Genomic DNA, 17,338 nt, shown 5'->3' on the forward strand with positions numbered 1-17,338 from the left:
CAGGTGCTGGGGTCGGGCTGGGTGCGGGTGCGGGCGACGGACTCGGCGTTGGCGCTGGCGCCGGGCTGGTCGAGCCCGGTGGCGTCGGCGGCTGGGTGTTGCCGGTGGACGGCCCGTTGCCTGCCGACGGGCCGCCGGTCGGTGTCGGCGCCGGTGTAGGGGCAGGCACAGGTGCAGGCACGGGCGCAGGTGTCGGGGCTGGCGCTGGCGCTGGCGCGGGAGCGGGAGCGGGAGCGGGAGCGGGAGCGGGAGCGGGAGCCGGTTCCGGTGCGGGAGCTGGCACCGGCGCGGGCGTCGGCGTCGGGGCCGGCGTGGGTGCCGGTGCCGGTCCGGGCCCGGGCGTCAGCGGCGGCGATGGCGGCTGGGTATTGCCGGTGGAGGGGCCATTGCCGCTTGACGGGGGCGTGGGTGCGGGGCCGGGCGCGGGCGGCAGCGGTGGCGCCGGGGGCTGGGTGTTGCCGGTCGATGGACCGTTGCCGTCGGACGGCGTGGGGCCGGGCGAGGGCGTCGGTGCCGGCGCGGGTGCCGGCGCCGGCGACGGAGACGGAGACGGAGACGGAGACGGATTTGGTGCGGGACTGGGCGCCGGGCTCGGCGACGGGCTGGGCGTAGGTGCCGGTGCCGGTGCCGGGGTGGGGGCCGGCGCGGGAGCCGGGGCCGGCACCAGCCCGCCCACCAGTTCGTCCACGCCGTCATAGACCTTGACGGCCTCGATGTCGATGCTGCCGACCTGCTGCAACCGGCTTTGCAGCGGCGCGATCTGCACGTCCTGGTCCTTGCGCAACGCGCGCAGCGACAGCTCGCCGCCGCCCAGGTCGAGGCTGCCGCCTTGCAGCCTCAGCCAGCCGCTGCTGCTGTTCAGCGCGATGCTCGGTGCGTCCAGATCATTGCCGCTGCCTGCGCTGCGGGCGATCAATTGGGCGCCGTCGGCGATGACGATGTCCTGGCCGGCGTTGAGCTGGATCTGGCCGCCGCCCGCGCTGGACGGCAGGGCGACGAGTTCGCCGGCGATGGTCAGGCTGCCGGCATCGCTGCCGAGTTGCAGCGACTGCGCGCTCAGGCGTGAGCCGCTGGCCAGGGTCTGGTCGCCGCTGCGGTTGCGCACGGCAATCTGTTGCTCGAAGGCACGGTTGCCGGCATGGGCTATGGCGGCGGACAGATCGGCGAGGTTGACCGCGTCGCGGCTGTCCAGGCTGAGGCTGGCAGAGGTGACGGCGGCGTTGGCGACCCCGGCGCGCAGTTCGCCGGCCAGCGTCAATTGGCCCTGCGGCGCGCTCAGGCTCAGGCGGCCGGCGTCGCCGTTGCCGGCACCCGAGACGTCGAGCCGGGCTGCCGAGGCCAGCACCAGGCTCCCCGTGCGGCTGATGGCCGTGAGGCTGCCGGCGGCGAGGTCGGCGGTCAGGGTCTGGCCGGCGCTGGTGATGCTGTCGCTGCGGCCGGCAACGCTGAGCTGGCCGGCGTTGATGTCGATGTCGCCCGTGGCGGTCAGGGCCAGTTGGCCGGCGGGCAGGCTGATGTCGGTCGCGATGGCGATGGACCGGGCCGTCAGCGCCAGCTGGGCAGCGGCGCCGCGTGCGGCCGGGGTGGTGGTAGTGGCGGTGTTGAGCAGTGCCAGATCGCCCTGCACGGTCCACTGGCTGCTGGCCGGCGCGCTGCCGCCGGCACGGGCGTGGACGGCGCTGGTGGTGGCGCTGACGTCGCCAGTCGCGGTGATCTGGCTGCTGCCGGCCAGCACCACGCCGTTGGGGGCGACGAGCGCGGTCTGCGCGGCCTGCCAGGCCTGGCTGCCCGGGCCGACCTGCAACGTGTTGGCGCTGGTCAGTGTGATCTGGCCGTTCGCAGTCAAAGCCGTGGCGGCGGTGGCTGCGCTGCGGCCGGTGCTGTTGGTCAACACCAGGGACTGGGCGCTGATGCGCGCGCGGTCGTCGGCCGTGGCGGCCCGCAGCGCGGGCGTGTCCAGCGTCAGGCGGCCGAGGCCGGCCCGGCCGAAGTCCACGGCGCCGACGAGGTCCACAGCGGCATAGCTGCGCAGCAGCAGCTCGGTGGCGCTGCCCAGCTGGCCCAGCAGCCCCTGGCCGAGCAGCAGGCTGTTGTCGGCCAGCGGCTGGCTGCCGCCCAGTTGCAGGCGCGGCACGCCCAGGGCGAGGGCGCTGGCGTTCAGCGCGACGTTGTCGGCGATGGTCGCCTGGGCCGTGGCATCCAGCTGCACGCGGCCGTTCGTCGATTGCAGAGAGGCGCCGTCGCGCAGCACCAGCTTGCCGCTGGCCAGCGTGGCGCCCTGGCGCTGCAGCGAGCCGCCGGCATTGGAGCTCAGCAGCACGGCAGCGCCGTCGCCATTCAGCGTCCAGGCGCTGGCGGCCGTCGTGCCGCTCGTCGCCTTGAGGTTGGCGCCGCTGCCGATGTCCAGCATCTCGCGGGCCGCGAGCAGCAGCGTGGGCGCGGCCAGGCTCTGGCCGGCCTCGATGTTCAGCGTCCTGGCGCGCACGTCCAGGCTGCCGGGCTGCTGCAGGTTGGCGGGCACGGCGCCCAGCACGAGTTGGGCCGCACCGAGCGCATTGAGCTGCTGGGCGTCCAGCTGCAGGCCGCCGCCGGTGCCGGTGCCGCTGCCGACCGTGATGGCCTCAGCGCCGAAATAGGCGCTGCCGCCGCGCCCGTCCTTGCCGGCGGCCAGGCGCAGCGCGCCCCGGATGTCGGCTTGGGCTGCGGTGACGACCAGCGCACCGGCATCGCGGTTCAGTGCCGGCGTGGCGCTGTCGTTGCGCTGGGCCAGCGCGCCGAAGAAGGCATCGGCGCCGGCCAGGCGGATCTCGCTGTAGCGCTGCGCCTGCGCCGGGGTCAGGACTTGCCAGTTGCTGCTCAGCGCGTCCAGCATCGTGCTGCCGGCCTGGCCCAGCCGGGCGCCGACGAGCAGCGTGCCGTCGTCGCGTTTGACGGCATGGCCTTGCGCCAGCGCGCTGCCGCTGGCGGGGCGCACCAGCAGCGCGCCGGGCAGCAGCGCAAAGCGTGCGGGCAGCAGCGTGTAGCTGCCGCGCAGCACGGTGCCGTCGGCCAGCCTTAGGCCGATGCCGGTGCCGGTGCCGAAATTGATCTGGCGGCCCACTGCCGGCAGGCCCGGCAGCGAGTTGTCGGCGGCGCCCGTGCTCTGCACACCGGGCACGATGGCGTAGCTGCCGTCGGCGGCGCTGAAGATGTCGGTCGAGCCTCCGGGGCCGGCGACGAACTGCCAGCCCAGCAACTGGCCACCGCCGCTGAGGTCGACGCGGGCGCCGGACGCGATGCTGACGCTGGGCGCGTCCAGCACCACGGCCTTGGCTGCAGCCGCGCTGCTGATGGCGCCCGCCGCGCTGCCAGGTGCCTGCCAGCGCTCGCCGTTCCAGCTGCCGAACAGGAAGCTGCGGCCGTCGGCGTTGACCGAGGTCTCGCTGCCGTCCAGCAGTTGCACGGACTCGCTGGCCTTGAGCGTGAGGCTGCCTTCCGGCGCGCGCAGGCGGCCGCCTTGCACGATGGTCTTGGCCTGCACAGCGAGCCGGCCGCCGGCGCTCCAGGGCAGGTCGGGTGCGGTGCCGGTCGGCTGGCTGATGGTGACGGCGCGGTCGGGCGCGTCGATGACGAAGGCGGTGTCGGTGGCCGGGTAGACCTGGCGGGCACTCAGCGTGAGGTCAGCCTCGGTCGACAGGCGGCCGGCCACGCCGGCATTGGGCGACTGCAGCAGCAGGTCGCCCCGGCTTTCGAGCCTGAGCTGGGCCAGGCCCTGGCTGACGACCTGGCCGCTGACGTCCAGCCGCTCGCCGGCCTGCAGCGTGAGCTGGCCCGTGCCCGTGCCCGTGCCCGTGCCCGCGCTGGCCGCAGCCGCTGCGCGCACGAGGGTGTTGCCCTGCGTGACGACGGTCTGGGTGTTGGCCCAGCTCAGCAGCGGGGCCGCCAGCCGCGCCGTGACCGCGCCGGCCTGCGGGCTCACCGCCAGCGCCTGGCTGTCGAGGGTGATCGCACGGCCGAGGTCCAGCGCGACGCCGCCCTCCACCGCGATGCGCTCGCGCGCGCTGAGCACCAGCTCGGCCACGCCGGAGCGCGTGATCCAGGGCGCGTCCACGCGGGCCGTGTAGTTCACGTTGGCGGCACGGCCGAGCTGGTCAGGGCTRAGGGCGCCTGTCAGCTGGCCGTCGGCCGCCGCCAGCACCAGGCTCTGCACGGGCGGCAGCGCGTTGGCATCGGCATAGCCGGCCTCCAGCCGCAGCTGCAGCCGGCCGCCGCTCTGGTCGGCCGTGCCGGCGTGGGCCTGCAGCTCGCCCTCCAGCAGCAGGGCGCCGTTGGCCCGTACCGACAGCGCGCCGGCCGAGCTGCCGACGAGTTGGCGCGTCACGCGGTCGCCGCCGTCGGCGCGCTCGCGCACGTCCAGCAGGCCGGCGCCGCCGTCCATGTCGATGACCGCGCCGCGCTGGACGACCAGGCTGCTGCCGTAGGCCGAACTGGCCGCACCGCTGGTGACGCCGGCATCCAGGCTGACGCTGCCGCCGGCCAGCACGCGGCCGGTGAGCAGGCCGTCGCTGCCGGGCAGCAGCTGGCGCAGGCCGGCCACGTCAATGCGAGCGCTGCTGCCCAGCCACAGGTAGCGCGCCTGGTTGGCATCGCCTTCGCTGGTGCTCAGCGCCAGGCTGACCTGGCCGCCGGGTGCCAGGAGGCTGCCGCCCAGCGCCAACCGGTTGCGGGCCGTCAGCGCCAGGCGGGCGGTCGGGTCCAGCGAGATGGTGGCGCCCGCAGCGATGCCGAGCTGGCCTTGCGGCGTGCCGGCGCTGTAGCCGCTGGAGGACAGGCTGAGGTTGACCGGCCGGGCATAGCCCAGCAGCGGTGCGGCCAGGCTCAGCGTGGTGCGCCAACGCGTGCTGCCGCTGGCTTCCAGACGGCTGGCGACCGTGGCCTGCCAGAGCTGCAGGCGCGGTGCCAGCGTGGTGCCGGCCTCGACGACGAGAGACTCGCGGCCCTCGAAGGCCAGGCTCTGGAAGCCGCCACCGTTCAGGAAGTCCGCGCCCAGGCGCAGCGTGCCAGCCGGGTCGGCTACGGTGCCAGCGCCGAAGCGCAGGGCCGGCGCGCTCAGGCTGAGGCTGCCGCCCTGGGTCAGTGACCAGCCGCGCAGCTCGGCGCCGAGACCGAGGCTGTGCGCCGGACCCGCGGTCAGCGCGGCAGGGCCGGCGGCCAGCGTGAGGATGCCGGCGGCGCCGCCGGTGAGGGTCTGGTTGCCAGCGACGAGGGCGCCGCCGGAGACGTCCAGCACGCTGCCGGCGGCCAGGCCCAGGTCGCCACCGGCTTGCAGGCTGAGGTTGCCGCCCTTGATGGCGGCGGTGGGCGCGGAGTTGTTCAGCAGTGGGTCGAGTGCGGTGTTGATCCACGCACCGGACACGTCCAGCTGCACGCGCTCGGCCACCGCCACGTCGCCGCTGAGACTGCGCAGCGTGATCTGGCCGCCGGTGGCGCGCACCGACCCTGCCACGTCGACGCTGCCGCGCTCGGATTGCAGGCGCAACGTGCCGAGGGCGGGCAGCACGACGTCGCCGCCCAGCCGCACATCGCCGACGGCGGTGATGCTGACCGAGCCGAAGCCCGAGCCGCGCAGCGCCTGCAGCGACAGGCCGGCGCCGTCGGCTGCGGGTCCGTCTTCGCTCAGCTCGAAGCGCTTCAGCACCGCGCCGGCATAGCTGCCCGTGCCGAAGGCTGCGTTGTGCACCAGCGCGCCGATGACGAGYTGGCTGGCGGCGGCCAGTGCGTCCTGGCCCAGGCGCTGGCGTGTGCCGAGCACGGTGCCACCCTGCAACTGGCCGGCCAGCGAGACGGTGGGCGCGATCAGCGTGAGGCTGCCGCCGGCCTGGCCGTCCACGTAGCCGGTCGCCAACTGCGCGGGGCTGGCGCTGCCGTAGCTGACCATCGGCCCCCAGCGGTCGTAGCGGGCCTTGGCGGTGCCGGCGTTGGTGATGGCCGTGTAGACCAGGTCCTTGGGCGCGGTGTTGAGCGTGTAGGCCGTGCCCGCGCTGCTGTAGAGCTGGGTGGGCGAGACGAAGGCGTCGGTGTAGGTGACCCGGCCGCCGTTCACGCTGAGGCTGGAGCCGGCTTGCGCGACCACCGCTTCGCCAGCGATGAGGCGCAGGCTGCCGCCGCCGGCCAGCCGCTCGCTGGCGCTGCGCTGCAGGCCGGCGCGGTAGTTGGCCAGGTCGCCCAGGATGGGCGAGGCCTGGCGGATGTCCAGCGTGACCTTGTTGCGGTAGAGCAGGCCGTCCTTCTGCAGCGGCGCGTCCTTCAGGTCGTTGCTGCCCAGCAGTTCGGTGGTGACGAAGTTGCGCGCGGCGCTGACGGTGGTGTCGGTCGTGCCAGCGAGGTCGATGCTGGCCGTGCTGGCCAGCAGCAGGCGGCCGGCGTTGGCGTTCAGCGGCGTGCCGGTGACGAGGTCGGCGTTGTAGTCGGGCCGGTCCAGTGCGCGGACCTCGGCCCTGGCGCCGGGGGCGGTGATGCGGCCCTGCACGTCGATGACGGCGCCGCCCAGGTGCAGGCGCGAGCGCGTGAAGCTGGCGTTGTCGTCGCTGGTCAGCGGCTTGCCGTCGGCGCCCAGGTTGTCGGGCGTGATCTCGGTGCTGCTGCCGGCAGCCAGCGTCAGCGTGCCGCTGCGCACGGCGCGCTTGTAAGCGGGGTCGGAGGTGGGCAGCACGGCGCCGGTGTCGACACTCGTCTGGCCTGCGTCGCCCTGGGCCAGCAGCAGGATGGAGCCGTTCTGCGACACGCTGGTCGTCGCGCTGATGCGGCCGGCCTGGTTGACGGCCAGGCCCACCAGCGTGGCGTTGCCGCGCGGCACGCTGATGCTGCCGCTGTTGTCCACCGAGCCGGCGCCGCTGGCCAGGTCGCCCCGGCCCACTTCCACGAGCAGGCCGCGCAGGGCCGGCACATTGGGGTTGGCCTCGGAGGCGTAGAGCGGCTCGGCGGTGGGCAGCTTGTAGAAGACCTCGGCGCCGCCGCCCAGCACGACCTGGCCCCCCGGTGCGGTCAGCGTGCCGGCGTTCTCGACGCGCTTGGCGTAGAGCTGGATGCGGCCGCCTTCTCCGGTCTTGATCTCGGCGCCGGACTCGACGCGGATGAAGTTCTTCGCGTCGACATAGTCCGCCGCCGCGCCGTCGTAGCGCAGGGCCGAGCTGGCGCCGGTGATGTTGCTGACGAAGCCGTTGGCGTAGTCGGCATCCTTGGGCGCCAGCGTCGTCGCCAGCAGTGCGCCCACGTCCACGCGCGCATCCTTGCCGAACAGGATGCCGTTGCGGTTGTAGAGCAGGATCTCGCCGCCGTTGGTGGCCTTGAGCTGGCCGAAGATCAGGCTGGGGCTGACGCTGGCTATGCGGTTGAGCGCACTCGACCCCGCCACCGCCATGTCGAAGATGACCGCGCTGTCGGCGGCGATGTCGAAGCTCTGCCAGTTGTAGATGGCGCGCTGGCTGGTTTGGCCGATCGTCATGTCCACGCCGCCGCGGCTGTTGCCGGTGTTCACGGGCGCGGCCATACCGCTGCCGTAGACGCGCCAGCCCGCGGCCGGCACCGGCACGGTCTTGGCCGGCGGCGGGGGCGGGGCGGTCACGCGCGACTGGGCCAGTGCGTACAGCGGCAGCGAGGCTGCCAGCGCCGCCACGAGTGGGCGGAGCATCCAGCGTTGGGAAGCGGTGGTCATGGTCGGCTCTAGAAACGCAGCGCGGCACGCACATGCACGCGCTCGGTGGGCAGGCTGCGGCCGGCAACATCGCGGTGGCGGCGCGCCCAGTCCAGCGCCAGGCTCAGGCCGGGCTGGATGCCGAGGCGCACACCCACGCCCGTGCCCAGCAGCGTGCTGCGATGCGGCTGGCCGGGCTCGGGCTCGATGAGCGCGACGCGGGCAACGTCGCTGAAGGCCAAGACGACGAGTTCCGTGAAGAGCGGCAGGTTGGCGTCCTTGAATGTGTCCAGCAGCGCCGGCGCCAGGTTGCGGCTGCGCAACTCCAGTGAGGCCAGCACGCCGTAGTCGGCCGACGCCGAGCCCTCGGCGTAGCCGCGCACCGAGTCGGCGCCGCCCACCGAGAACTGCTCGGCGCTGACCAGCGGCTGGCTGGCGATCTGGCCGGCGATGCGCAGCGCCCATTCGGTGGGGCCGACACGGCGACTGCCGCGCCAGTCCAGCTTCATCGTCGTGAAGCCGCCATCCGCGCCACGGCGCTTGCAGGCGAACTGGTCGGCTACGCCGAAGCTGCCGTCGGCGAGCTGGCAGTCCGCACGCGTCTGCCGCCACACGGGGCGCAGGCCGAAAGTGGCGCTGGCATTGAGCTGCTGCTGGCCCCAATCGCCCCACCAGCTGCCGTTGTAGGCGGCTTGCAGTGGCGCATAGCGCAGCGGCGAGCCGAGCGTGCCGGCGCTGGTCTGTACGTCCTCGGTCAGATCCTTGACATCAAAGCCCAGCGACAAGCCGTGGGCGGCATTGCTGCCGACGCGGTTGACGCCATAGCGCAGGCCCAGCGTCGTGCCCTTGCCCAGCACGCGCGTGCCGCCCAGGCTGTCGATGTCGCTGCTGGAGTTGACAGCGCTGAAGCTCAGGGAATCACCATCGCCGAGGGGCACGAGATAGTTCAGCACCAGCACCTGCGACTGGCTGGGCCGCATGGGGGCGGTCAGTGCCGTCAGCGACAGCGAGTGGTCGCGCTGGAAGAGGTTGTCGTAGTGCAGGTTGACGGCCGCACGCAACGCCTCGGTGCCCGCCGCTGCGGCGTTGTTGACCTCGACGCTGCCGCCCAGCGGCAGCTTGTCGTTGACCTTGAGCTCGGCCTCCACCGTGCCCGGCTCGCGGCCCGGGCGCAGCACCGGCTGCACACGGCGTTCTGCGGTCTGCGACAGCGCCGCGACCTGCTGCTGCACGACGTTGAAGTTGGGCACCTTGCCTTCGGCAAGTTCGGTGGCGACGGCGCGGATGCGGCCCTGGTCGAAGTAGCGCGAGCCGGTCACGAAGAGCTTGTCGACGCGGCCTTCCAGCACGGCCAGGCGCACCACGCCGCCGTCGATGCGCTGCTCGGGCACGTCGACGAACACGGTCAGGTAGCCGGCGCCCTGGTAGGCCTTCTCCAGCGCGGCGCGGGCGCTCTCGATGGCGGCCATGTCGCGGCCCTCGCCCATGAAGGGCATGACGGCGGCCTCCACCTGCATGGCGCTCAGGCGGGTGTTGCCTTCTATCTCGAACTCGAGGATGTCGAAGCGCAAAGCAGATTGCGCGTGCGCCGCCAAGCCGCCGGCGCAGAGCGCCAAGGCAGTAGCAAGCAAGAAGAAGCAGCGCGCCCACGAAGGGGCGCGCATTGATCCGGCATCCATGAATTCAGTGTCCCGAGCGCGGGTGAAACGGTCGTGAAAAAGGTAGCCGCGAAGCGGGCGCAAAATGCGGCGCGCGGCCGCGTCGCATTCAGGCGTTTCGGCGGCGTGCGCGGCTGGCCAGCACGGCCAGGCCCAGGCCCATCAGGCCCCAGGTGGAGGGTTCGGGAACGGCGGTGACATTGCCGCCCAGGTCGAGCGTGTCGCCCGGAACGCTGATCAGGCGGCTGTCGCCATAGCTGGCCGCGAAGTCGGTGCGCAGGCGCAGCAGCGAGCCGGCGGCGGTCTGCGCTTGGGTCAGCTGCGCTTCCATCGTGTAGCTGAGGATGTAGTCGCCATTGGTGGCCACGCCCAGGCCCCAGTAGGCGTCGTGGCCGAGGTTGTCGAATTCATCGACGGCCAGCACGCCGTCGGAGACGTCGCTGCCCGTCGTGACGCTGTAGAACCAGGACGACTTGCCCACCGGGTTCATGATGTTGCCGTGCCCGTTGGAGACGAGCGCGCCGCTGGCCTGCAGCAGCACGCCTGCGTAGCCGCTGGATGTGAGCGTGTCGAAGCTGGAGCCATCGACGATCCCGGCATTGGCGCCAGCGCAGCGAGACGGCGTACTCACGCATTGATGCGTGTTGTTGGCGAGGTTGCCGACGGCGTTGTTCAGGTTGCCCGCATAGGTCGTGAAGTTGCCGACGGAATTCACCAGCTCGCTGTTGTTGAAGATGGCGCCCGCGCCGATCGGGTTGCCGTTCGCGTCCGTTCCCACCAGCGACGAGTAGTTGGCATTGCGCGTGCCCGAGGCCTGGCTGCCGGCGTTCAGCGTGAAGAACGCGCTGTCGGAGCCCGCCATGCCGCCCAGATCGGCATTGGTCTGCACGCCCATCACGCCCCAGATCTGGTTGGCGACGTTGCCCGACTGGGTCAGGAACTGCTGGAACAGCGGGTCGGTGTTCAGCGGTGCCCACAGCTTTTGGTAGCCGGCGTCCTGCTGGCCGTACACGTAGAGGTTCTTGCTGGTGTTGCCCTCGGCGTAGTGGTCGGCGTAGGCGAAGACACCGAGGTCCCGGCTGTAGGAAACCTTGGCGACCGGGTCCCAGACCATCAGCACCAGTTCAGGCAGGTTGCTGCCTGCGGCAGTGCTTGTGCTCGTCGCGTCGCCGATGGTGATATCGGCATGCGCACCCTGCCAGGCCAGGGCCAGGGACGTCGAGAGGAGGGCAAGGGTCAGGCGGGCAGTGTTCATGGCGGGCGAGGGGGTGAAGGCAGGGGTTTCGAATCCCTGAGAGCAATCGGCCATGTCCAGCAGAGGGGCTTGCACATGGCGGAGGGCTCTTTCGAGAAGGCGCACCGGGGGCGTAAAAGCTCCCCGTGCGCCGCGACATGCGGCCGCCTGATKGCGACCGCAGGCCACGGGACTTACTTGGTGCAGGTCGGCGTCGAGGCCTTGCAGGATGGAGGCCTTGCCCAGTTCACTGCGCAGCTTGCTCAGCAGGGCCAGCACATCGGCGGCCGGCGCGTTGGTGGCTTCGGCCTTCGGCCATTGCATCGACGCTTCGACGGCGAAGTCGTAATCGCCGGCGATCAGCCCGGCGCGGGTCGGGGTGGAACCGCTCAGCTTGACGTAGCGATAGCCCTTCTCCGAGGGCACGCCGTTGACGAGGGCTTGCGGGTTGTTCTCACGACCCAGCACGCCGAAGGCGTAGCCGCCGCCGGTGCTGTCGGCCAGCGCTTCGACGTTGCCCAGGCAGGTTTCCACCGCGCCGGTGCTGCTGTTCTGCAGCGTGGTCAGCGAGCCGGTCACCGCCAGCGTCGCGTTGGTCGTGCCGGCCGTCGGCGTGAACTGGTTGGTCGCGCCGCCGCAGGGGTTGTTGGCGAAGTACAGGTTGGAAGCGGCTTGCGTGCCCGAACCCGGTGTACGACGGCAGACGTTGATGCGCTTGTTGTTGATGTTGCTGTCGACCGAGGCGGGGATCAGCAGGTTCCAGCCCTTCTTGGTGGACGAGCTGCCCAGCAACTGGCCGGTCAGTGCGCCGGCGATGAAGGTCTTGGGGATGCTGGGCTGGGCGGCGGCGGACTCGTCGATGACCGTTGCGCTGGCGGCCACCAGGCCCTGGGCCTTTTGCAGTGCCAGGTACAGCTTCTTGTTCACGCCGATGGCGAAGATGTTCTGCACGAAGCCGGCAGCGTCGAGGATCGACGTGTCCAGGCCAGTGCCGCCGTTGATGACGGCTTGCAGCAGGGCGGGCTCGACGTCGGAGAAACCGGCATGGGCCAGCGCAGGCGTCGTGCCGGCGCAGATGAAGCCCGCCTTCTGGATGTCGGTCGCGGGCGACACGCCGCCGACGGCGGTGGTGCAGCTGGCGTCGACGAGGATGTGGGTCTGGGTCGCGTCGGCGTTCACCAGCGGCGTCACGCCCTGGGCCGAGCCGCCGGCGTCACGCTTGGTGATCAGCACCGGTGTGCCAACGGGCCAGGCGCCGATGGCGATCTTGGTCTTGAACGAATAGGCGCGGTGGTTGGCACCGGTGGCCGAGTCGAAGAACACGTCGAAGGTGGTCGGGTCGGCCAGGTCGGCCTGGATGTAGGCGCCGACCAGCAGGCGCAGCGCGGAGGCGCCGGTCAGGCGCACTTCCTTCAGGGAACCGTCGGCGCGGGCGGCGGCGACTTCGGTCGGGGTCAGGGCGTGAGCGGCGCCGAAGGAGGCGAGGCAGGCCAGGGCGATCAGGGAGGAGCGGAGCTTCATGGTGGGTGCTTTCTGGTGAAGGCGGTCGGGCAGAGCTCCGCCAGCTCTAGCCCTGGTCAGGGACAGGCTGGCGGTGGGCAGTTGAGGCCGGGCGAGGAGCCCGGCAGGCCAATCAGGCCGACTTGCGGCGGCGCGCGACGAAGCCGACGGCAGCCAGGCCGGCAGCCAGCATCGCGTAGCTGCTGGGTTCCGGAACGGCGGTCGTGATGGTCACGGTGGAGCCGTTGAAGGACGCGGTGCTGTTCAGCACTTGGAACTGCGAGGGCAGGTCGCTCGTGTCGTTCGACGGGGTCAGATAGATCATCTGAACTTGCTGGCCGCCAACGACGTTGCGGGCGTTGAAGAAGCTGTTGAACGAGGTCAGGCCATTGTCGAAATAGGCAGACGTGCCGAAGGCAGCAGCGAGGCTGTTGTTGGCCGTCTTCGGGCTGGCCTTGTTGTCGGCAACCTGGAAAGCAACGGCCAGGTTGTTGGTGCCGTCGTTGGACTGGCTGTTCTGGATCACGCCCAGGGCTTGGTTGACGTTGCGGGTCGTCCAGGCGTTGATTTCACCCGGGTTGAAGCCGACGTCAAGCGGCTGGGCGGCAATGATGGCCCACTGCGTGTTGCTGCCGCCGAAGGCAATGAACTTGTTCCACTCGGTGCCGGCAACGGCCTGGCTGAACGTGTGGCCCCAGTTGGTTTCGATGAAGCCGGTCGAGGCGCCGAGGTCCTGAAAGTAGGAACCGGCGGCGTTGGTGGCGACGAACACGTACTCGGCCTGGCCGATGTCGCCACCGATCTGGACGGCAGCGAACGAAGGAGCGGCAACGGCAGCCAAGGCGGCCAGGGCAAGGGTCTTGAACTTCATGGGATTAACTCCGTTAGTCAGTGGTGATGGGCCCAGCAGCCGACATGGCCGCAGTCCGTCACGCCTGGCTGCCTCCGCTGGATTGCGTCGTGCAATCGGCGGTGGCCTTGGGCGCCTGGGTCAGGGTGACCCGCGTTCAAAGAGCAGTGATCCGAAAGATCGTTTCAATCGGCATTCTTGTGGGCTCAGGTGACATGCGCACCGGTTCGTGATTTCGTTCGCAGTCCGAATGGACTACGCGCAAACCCGTGAGCCGTTTGGACGGGCGACTAAGGCAGCAGCCGCACCCGTCCGATCGGCGGCGTGGCGACGCGTTCCAGCAGTTGCAGCGACATGGCCTGGGCCACGGCCTGGGCGCGGTTGGCGGCGTTGAGCTTGCGCAGGATCTTCTGCACGTGGTTCTTCACGGTCAGTGCGCTGATGCCCAGCTCTTCGGCAATCTGCTGGTTGCTCTTGCCCTCGCGCAGCCAGCTGAGGATTTCGCGCTCGCGTTGCGTCACGCCGCCGACGCGGATGCTGGGCGGCTGCGGTGTGCCGGCACCTGCCACGTCGCGCTCCACCGCCTGCACACGCTGCCAGGCGCCATGGATGTGGGGCAGCAGCAGTTCCAGCCGGTCTGCCAGCGCGGTCAGGGCCGCGCCGTCCTGCGCCGCGAAGATGAAGAAGCTTTCGATCTCCTGCGGCCGCTGCGGGCGCGACACGCCGTGCACGAGCACCGCCGGGAACTGCGCCGCCAGCAGCGCGTCGCGCACGGGGCCGAGGGACGCCAAGGGTAGGTCGGCCGTCGTGATGACGGCGGGCTTGCCACGTGCCTCCAGCCAGCAGGCCTGCCAGTGCTGCATCAGCAGGCTGCGCGCGTCGCCGAGGGCGTCCATCAGCGCAGGCGCCAGGCTGACGCTGTTGAAGACGTCGAAGAGCAGGTCGCGCGAAGCCCGGTCATAGCTGCCGCAGACGACGAGCTGGTGCGGGATGAGGCGGCTGAGGTAGCTCTGCGTCCAGACGAAGAACTGGTAGCGGCGGCGCACCGTCAGCGCGGATTCGGCCGCGCGGACGATGGCCTCGACGGGGTCGTGGTTGGGGGTGGGTGCGGCCGTGTTGTCGTTTGTAGTCATGGGCAGCGGGTTCAGCGTCGCGGAACGGGAGGGCGCGTCACAAAACTTCGCAACGAACTCACAGAAGGGAAACTTTAGAAACGGGGCGTGACGGTGCGTTGAAGGCTTGACCAAGGCATGAGCCGAACGGCTCATTCGGGGGGCGTCAAAGGGCTTATGGCCGGCGCCGCAAAGACCCAGTCATGGGCCGTCGCGCCGCCGCGAGCTGTGGCGAACAGGCGGCGGGCCGAGCGGCTGCGCACGCCGACGATGCCCGTTGCCGGGGTGGCCAGTGCGCTGGCGGCGCCTTCCTTGTCCGGGGCCACGGCCGCCTGGCCCAGCATCGGCTCCCAGTCGGGGTGGCCGGTGAAGGGGTCGGCGTAGAGCTGGCGCAGGTGGCGCTGCGGCTTGGGGAAGCGGCGGTCGGTGAGCAGGTCGTCCAGGCGCTGCGGCAGCGGCAAGTGGCCCGTCGGCGTGGCCTCGGCATAGCGGCCCAGTGCGGCGGCGATGGCCTCGCCGCGAAAGCGCAGCTCGGCCTCGCGCTCGCGCTGCTGGCGGGTCTGCTCGCGTTCGCCCAGGGCGGCCAGCGCCACGCCACCGAGCGCCAGAACGAAGAGCAGCAACAGATAGGTGAAACCGCCCTGAGTTGAACGGTCACCAATCCGCATACAGCCTCCCGTCCGGCGCGCGGCCGGCCGCGCCGCTGCGCACATCGGCCACCTGGCCGGGCAGGTCGGCGTTGGCGGGCGGTGGCAGCGTGACCCAGCTCTGCGTGCTGCCGGTCAGTGGGTCCTCGGGCACCTGGCGCAGGTAGCGGTCCTGGGCGAGCTGTTCCAGCGAGTCGGGGTAGCGGCCCTTGTCGGCGGCGTACTTGTCCAGCGCGTCGCGCATGACGGCCAGCGACGACCGCAGCGTGTTGGCCTTGGCGCGGTCCACCGAGGCGAAGTAGCGCGGCGCGGCGATGCCGGCCAATAAGGCCACGATGGCCATCACCACGATGAGTTCGATGAGGGTGAAGCCCCTGACGCTCTTCATCACCAGTCCCGGTAGCGCGAGCCGTCAATGGCGACGCCTTCGGAGCGCGAATGCACGTCGAACACGTCCCGCCCGGCCGCCGGCGACTCGGGAGGGCTGTCGTAGCTGCGCAGGGCCCAGGTCTGGGCGGCGGGCAGGCTCGCGTCGGCCAGCGGGTCGCGCGGCAGGCTGCGCAGGAGGTAAATGCGGCGCTTGCCCGCCGGGTCCCTGGCGTCGGGCACGCCGCGCACCAGGCTGTCGAGGTCGGACGGATAGCCGCTGTCGTCGGCCTTCAGCGTGATGCGTCCTTCGCGGGCGGCCTGCCAGTAGGCGTCCAGCCCGCCGCGCAGCGTGCGCAGGGCCTGGCGCAGCTCGGCCTCGCGCTGGCGCTTGTGCACCCACTGGGCCAGCGGCTGGGCGGCGGCCGCCAGGATGCCGACGATGGTGACCACCGCCAGCATCTCGATCAGCGTGAAGCCTCGATCAGCGGACCTCAACATGGGACTCGCCTTCCACGCGCACGGCCAGCGCCTCGCCCTTGGGGCTGGTGGCCTTGGCGTTGACGAACTCGATGACGCCTGACTGCCCCGCCGCGCCTGGCCGCGCGCGCAGCACGATGACCTTCTGGGCTTGCGGCGCCAGCTCGATGTCGACGCTGCCGCTGCTGGCCTCGGCGCCACTGGCGTCGGCGCGCGTGAACAGCGAGACGTCGTAGGTCAGCGTGCCGGACACGGCCACGGCCGCCGTGTTCGTGAGGCCCACCGACATCGTCTCGCCGACCGCAGCATTGCCGCTGGTCTGCAGCTCCACGACCGCTTCGCCCTTGCGTGCGGTCGGTGCGGTTGCTGCTGCCGTTGTGGCCTCGGCCAAAGCCTCACCCGCCAGCGGCGCCGCCACGCTGCCGCGCGAACGCAGCCTCACGCCCTCAGCCCCCGGGTTGGCATCAAAGCCTGAAGCCAGGATGCTCTGACTCGCCTCCGGCAGGCTGAGGTTGCGCAGCACATGCGGCGTGATCAGCAGCACGATCTCGGTCTTTTTGCGGCTGTCGGTGTGCACGCCGAACAGGCGGCCCAGCAGCGGCGCCTCGGATGCGTAGGGCACGCCGCTGATGTTCTTGCGGTCCTCGTCGTTGATGAGACCGGCCAGCACCTGCGTCTCGCCGTCGCGCAGCCGCAGGGACGTGCTGGCCGTGCGCGAGCCGATGCGATAGGCGCTGGTGGGCTGCGGGCCGCCCGAGCTTTCCTTCAGCCCGAGGCTGCTGACCTCCAGGCTCACCTTCATGATGACCTCGTTGTCCAGTTGCACGGTGGGTTCCACTTCCAGCTTCAGGCCGACGTCGATGTAGGTGACCGCCGTCGACACGCCCACGTTGGCCGTCGAGGTGCTGGTGAACACCGGCACCTTGTCGCCGATCTGGATCTTGGCCTTCTCCCTGTTGCGGGCGCGCAGCTTGGGGTTGGCCAGCAGGTTGCTTGCGCCCGTCGAGGCCTTGAGCCGCGCGGCCACCACCGGGTTGGCCACCAGCGTGCGAAAGCTGCCGCGCGTGGCCCAGGGCACCATGCTCGCCACATCCGCGCTGCCGTAGGTGGCGTCGGTCGCCCAGTTCAGGCCGGCCTCGGTGGTGCGGTCGGTCGCCAGCTCCAGCACCTCCACGTCCAGCATGACCTCGGGCTCGGGCAGGTCCAGGCCGGCGACGAGCTGCTCGATCATCGCGATGACCTCGGGCGTGTCGCGCGCCACCAGCAGGTTCAGGCGCTCGTCCACGAACAGGTCGCGCGTCTTGGCCATCATGCGCACCAGCGCCTGGGCCTGCTTCACGTCGGCGTTGTTCAGGTAGAAGCTGCGCGTGACCAGCTCCTGGTGCTCGCGCTGTTTCTGCTGCGTGTTGGGGTAGATCAGCACCGAGTTGTCGTTCAGCAGCTTGCGTTCCAGCTGCTGCGTGCTGAGGACGATGCGCATGGCCTCGTCGACGCTGACGTCCTTCAGATAGAGGCTGACGCGCGCGTCGCCCTTGACGTCCTTGTCGACGACGAAGTTCACGCCCGCGCCGCGGCCCAAGGCTTCAAAGACGGTGCGCAGCGGTGCGTCGCGGAACTCCAGGCTGACCGGTTTCTGGTAGGCCGCCGCCAGCGTGGACGGCACCGGCGGCGGCGCATAGCGCTGGCGCAGCTTCTGCTTCAAGGCCAGTGCCGTGGGCTGGCCGGCATCCTCGGCCAGCACGCGCGTGACGGCGTCGCGCGCGGCGTCCAGCTGGCCGGCCTGCAACTGGCGCGAGGCCTGGGCCAGGCGGGCCTGGTG

At 71.1% G+C, this 17,338-nt stretch carries 9 protein-coding genes; all 9 read right to left on the reverse strand.

From position 1 onward, the window contains the following. A partial coding sequence (locus ACXRVZ_RS26805) for a two-partner secretion domain-containing protein (RefSeq protein ID WP_458233060.1) occupies nucleotides 1-7,693 on the reverse strand: 7,693 nt, incomplete at its 3' end. Between the two features lie 8 nt (nucleotides 7,694-7,701). Then, on the reverse strand, nucleotides 7,702-9,243 hold the full coding sequence (locus ACXRVZ_RS26810; RefSeq protein WP_458233061.1) for a ShlB/FhaC/HecB family hemolysin secretion/activation protein: 1,542 nt from the start codon (nucleotides 9,241-9,243) through the stop codon (nucleotides 7,702-7,704). A gap of 196 nt (nucleotides 9,244-9,439) precedes the next feature. Then, on the reverse strand, nucleotides 9,440-12,085 hold the full coding sequence (locus ACXRVZ_RS26815) for a PEP-CTERM sorting domain-containing protein (RefSeq protein ID WP_458233062.1): 2,646 nt from the start codon (nucleotides 12,083-12,085) through the stop codon (nucleotides 9,440-9,442). Nucleotides 12,086-12,197: 112 nt separating this feature from the next. After that, on the reverse strand, nucleotides 12,198-12,935 hold the full coding sequence (locus ACXRVZ_RS26820) for a PEP-CTERM sorting domain-containing protein (protein WP_457427868.1): 738 nt from the start codon (nucleotides 12,933-12,935) through the stop codon (nucleotides 12,198-12,200). Nucleotides 12,936-13,204: 269 nt separating this feature from the next. Further along, a complete protein-coding gene (locus tag ACXRVZ_RS26825; protein ID WP_457427866.1) occupies nucleotides 13,205-14,047 on the reverse strand; it encodes a response regulator transcription factor in 843 nt (280 codons plus the stop codon). 131 nt (nucleotides 14,048-14,178) lie between these two features. Then, nucleotides 14,179-14,649, reverse strand: a complete 471-nt coding sequence (locus tag ACXRVZ_RS26830; RefSeq protein WP_457427864.1) for a type II secretion system protein — start codon at nucleotides 14,647-14,649, stop codon at nucleotides 14,179-14,181. Nucleotides 14,650-14,680: 31 nt separating this feature from the next. Further along, nucleotides 14,681-15,061 (reverse strand): type II secretion system protein, encoded by a 381-nt coding sequence (locus tag ACXRVZ_RS26835; protein ID WP_457427862.1) that lies wholly within the window; start codon nucleotides 15,059-15,061, stop codon nucleotides 14,681-14,683. After that, nucleotides 15,061-15,540, reverse strand: coding sequence for a type II secretion system protein (locus ACXRVZ_RS26840; protein ID WP_457427860.1), 480 nt, complete (start codon nucleotides 15,538-15,540; stop codon nucleotides 15,061-15,063). The genes ACXRVZ_RS26835 and ACXRVZ_RS26840 overlap by 1 nt, the downstream gene beginning before the upstream one ends. After that, on the reverse strand, nucleotides 15,524-17,338 hold a 1,815-nt coding region (locus ACXRVZ_RS26845; protein WP_458233063.1), incomplete at its 5' end, for a secretin and TonB N-terminal domain-containing protein. The genes ACXRVZ_RS26840 and ACXRVZ_RS26845, both read right to left, overlap by 17 nt.

The organism is Roseateles sp. P5_E8 (assembly GCF_054177665.1).

Bases quoted from the DNA above. Each gene is read 5' to 3' on its own strand.
- ACXRVZ_RS26820 (WP_457427868.1), bottom strand. From the start codon at position 12,935: ATGAAGTTCAAGACCCTTGCCCTGGCCGCCTTGGCTGCCGTTGCCGCT.
- ACXRVZ_RS26825 (WP_457427866.1), bottom strand. From the start codon at position 14,047: ATGACTACAAACGACAACACGGCCGCACCCACCCCCAACCACGACCCC.
- ACXRVZ_RS26835 (WP_457427862.1), bottom strand. From the start codon at position 15,061: ATGAAGAGCGTCAGGGGCTTCACCCTCATCGAACTCATCGTGGTGATG.
- ACXRVZ_RS26840 (WP_457427860.1), bottom strand. From the start codon at position 15,540: ATGTTGAGGTCCGCTGATCGAGGCTTCACGCTGATCGAGATGCTGGCG.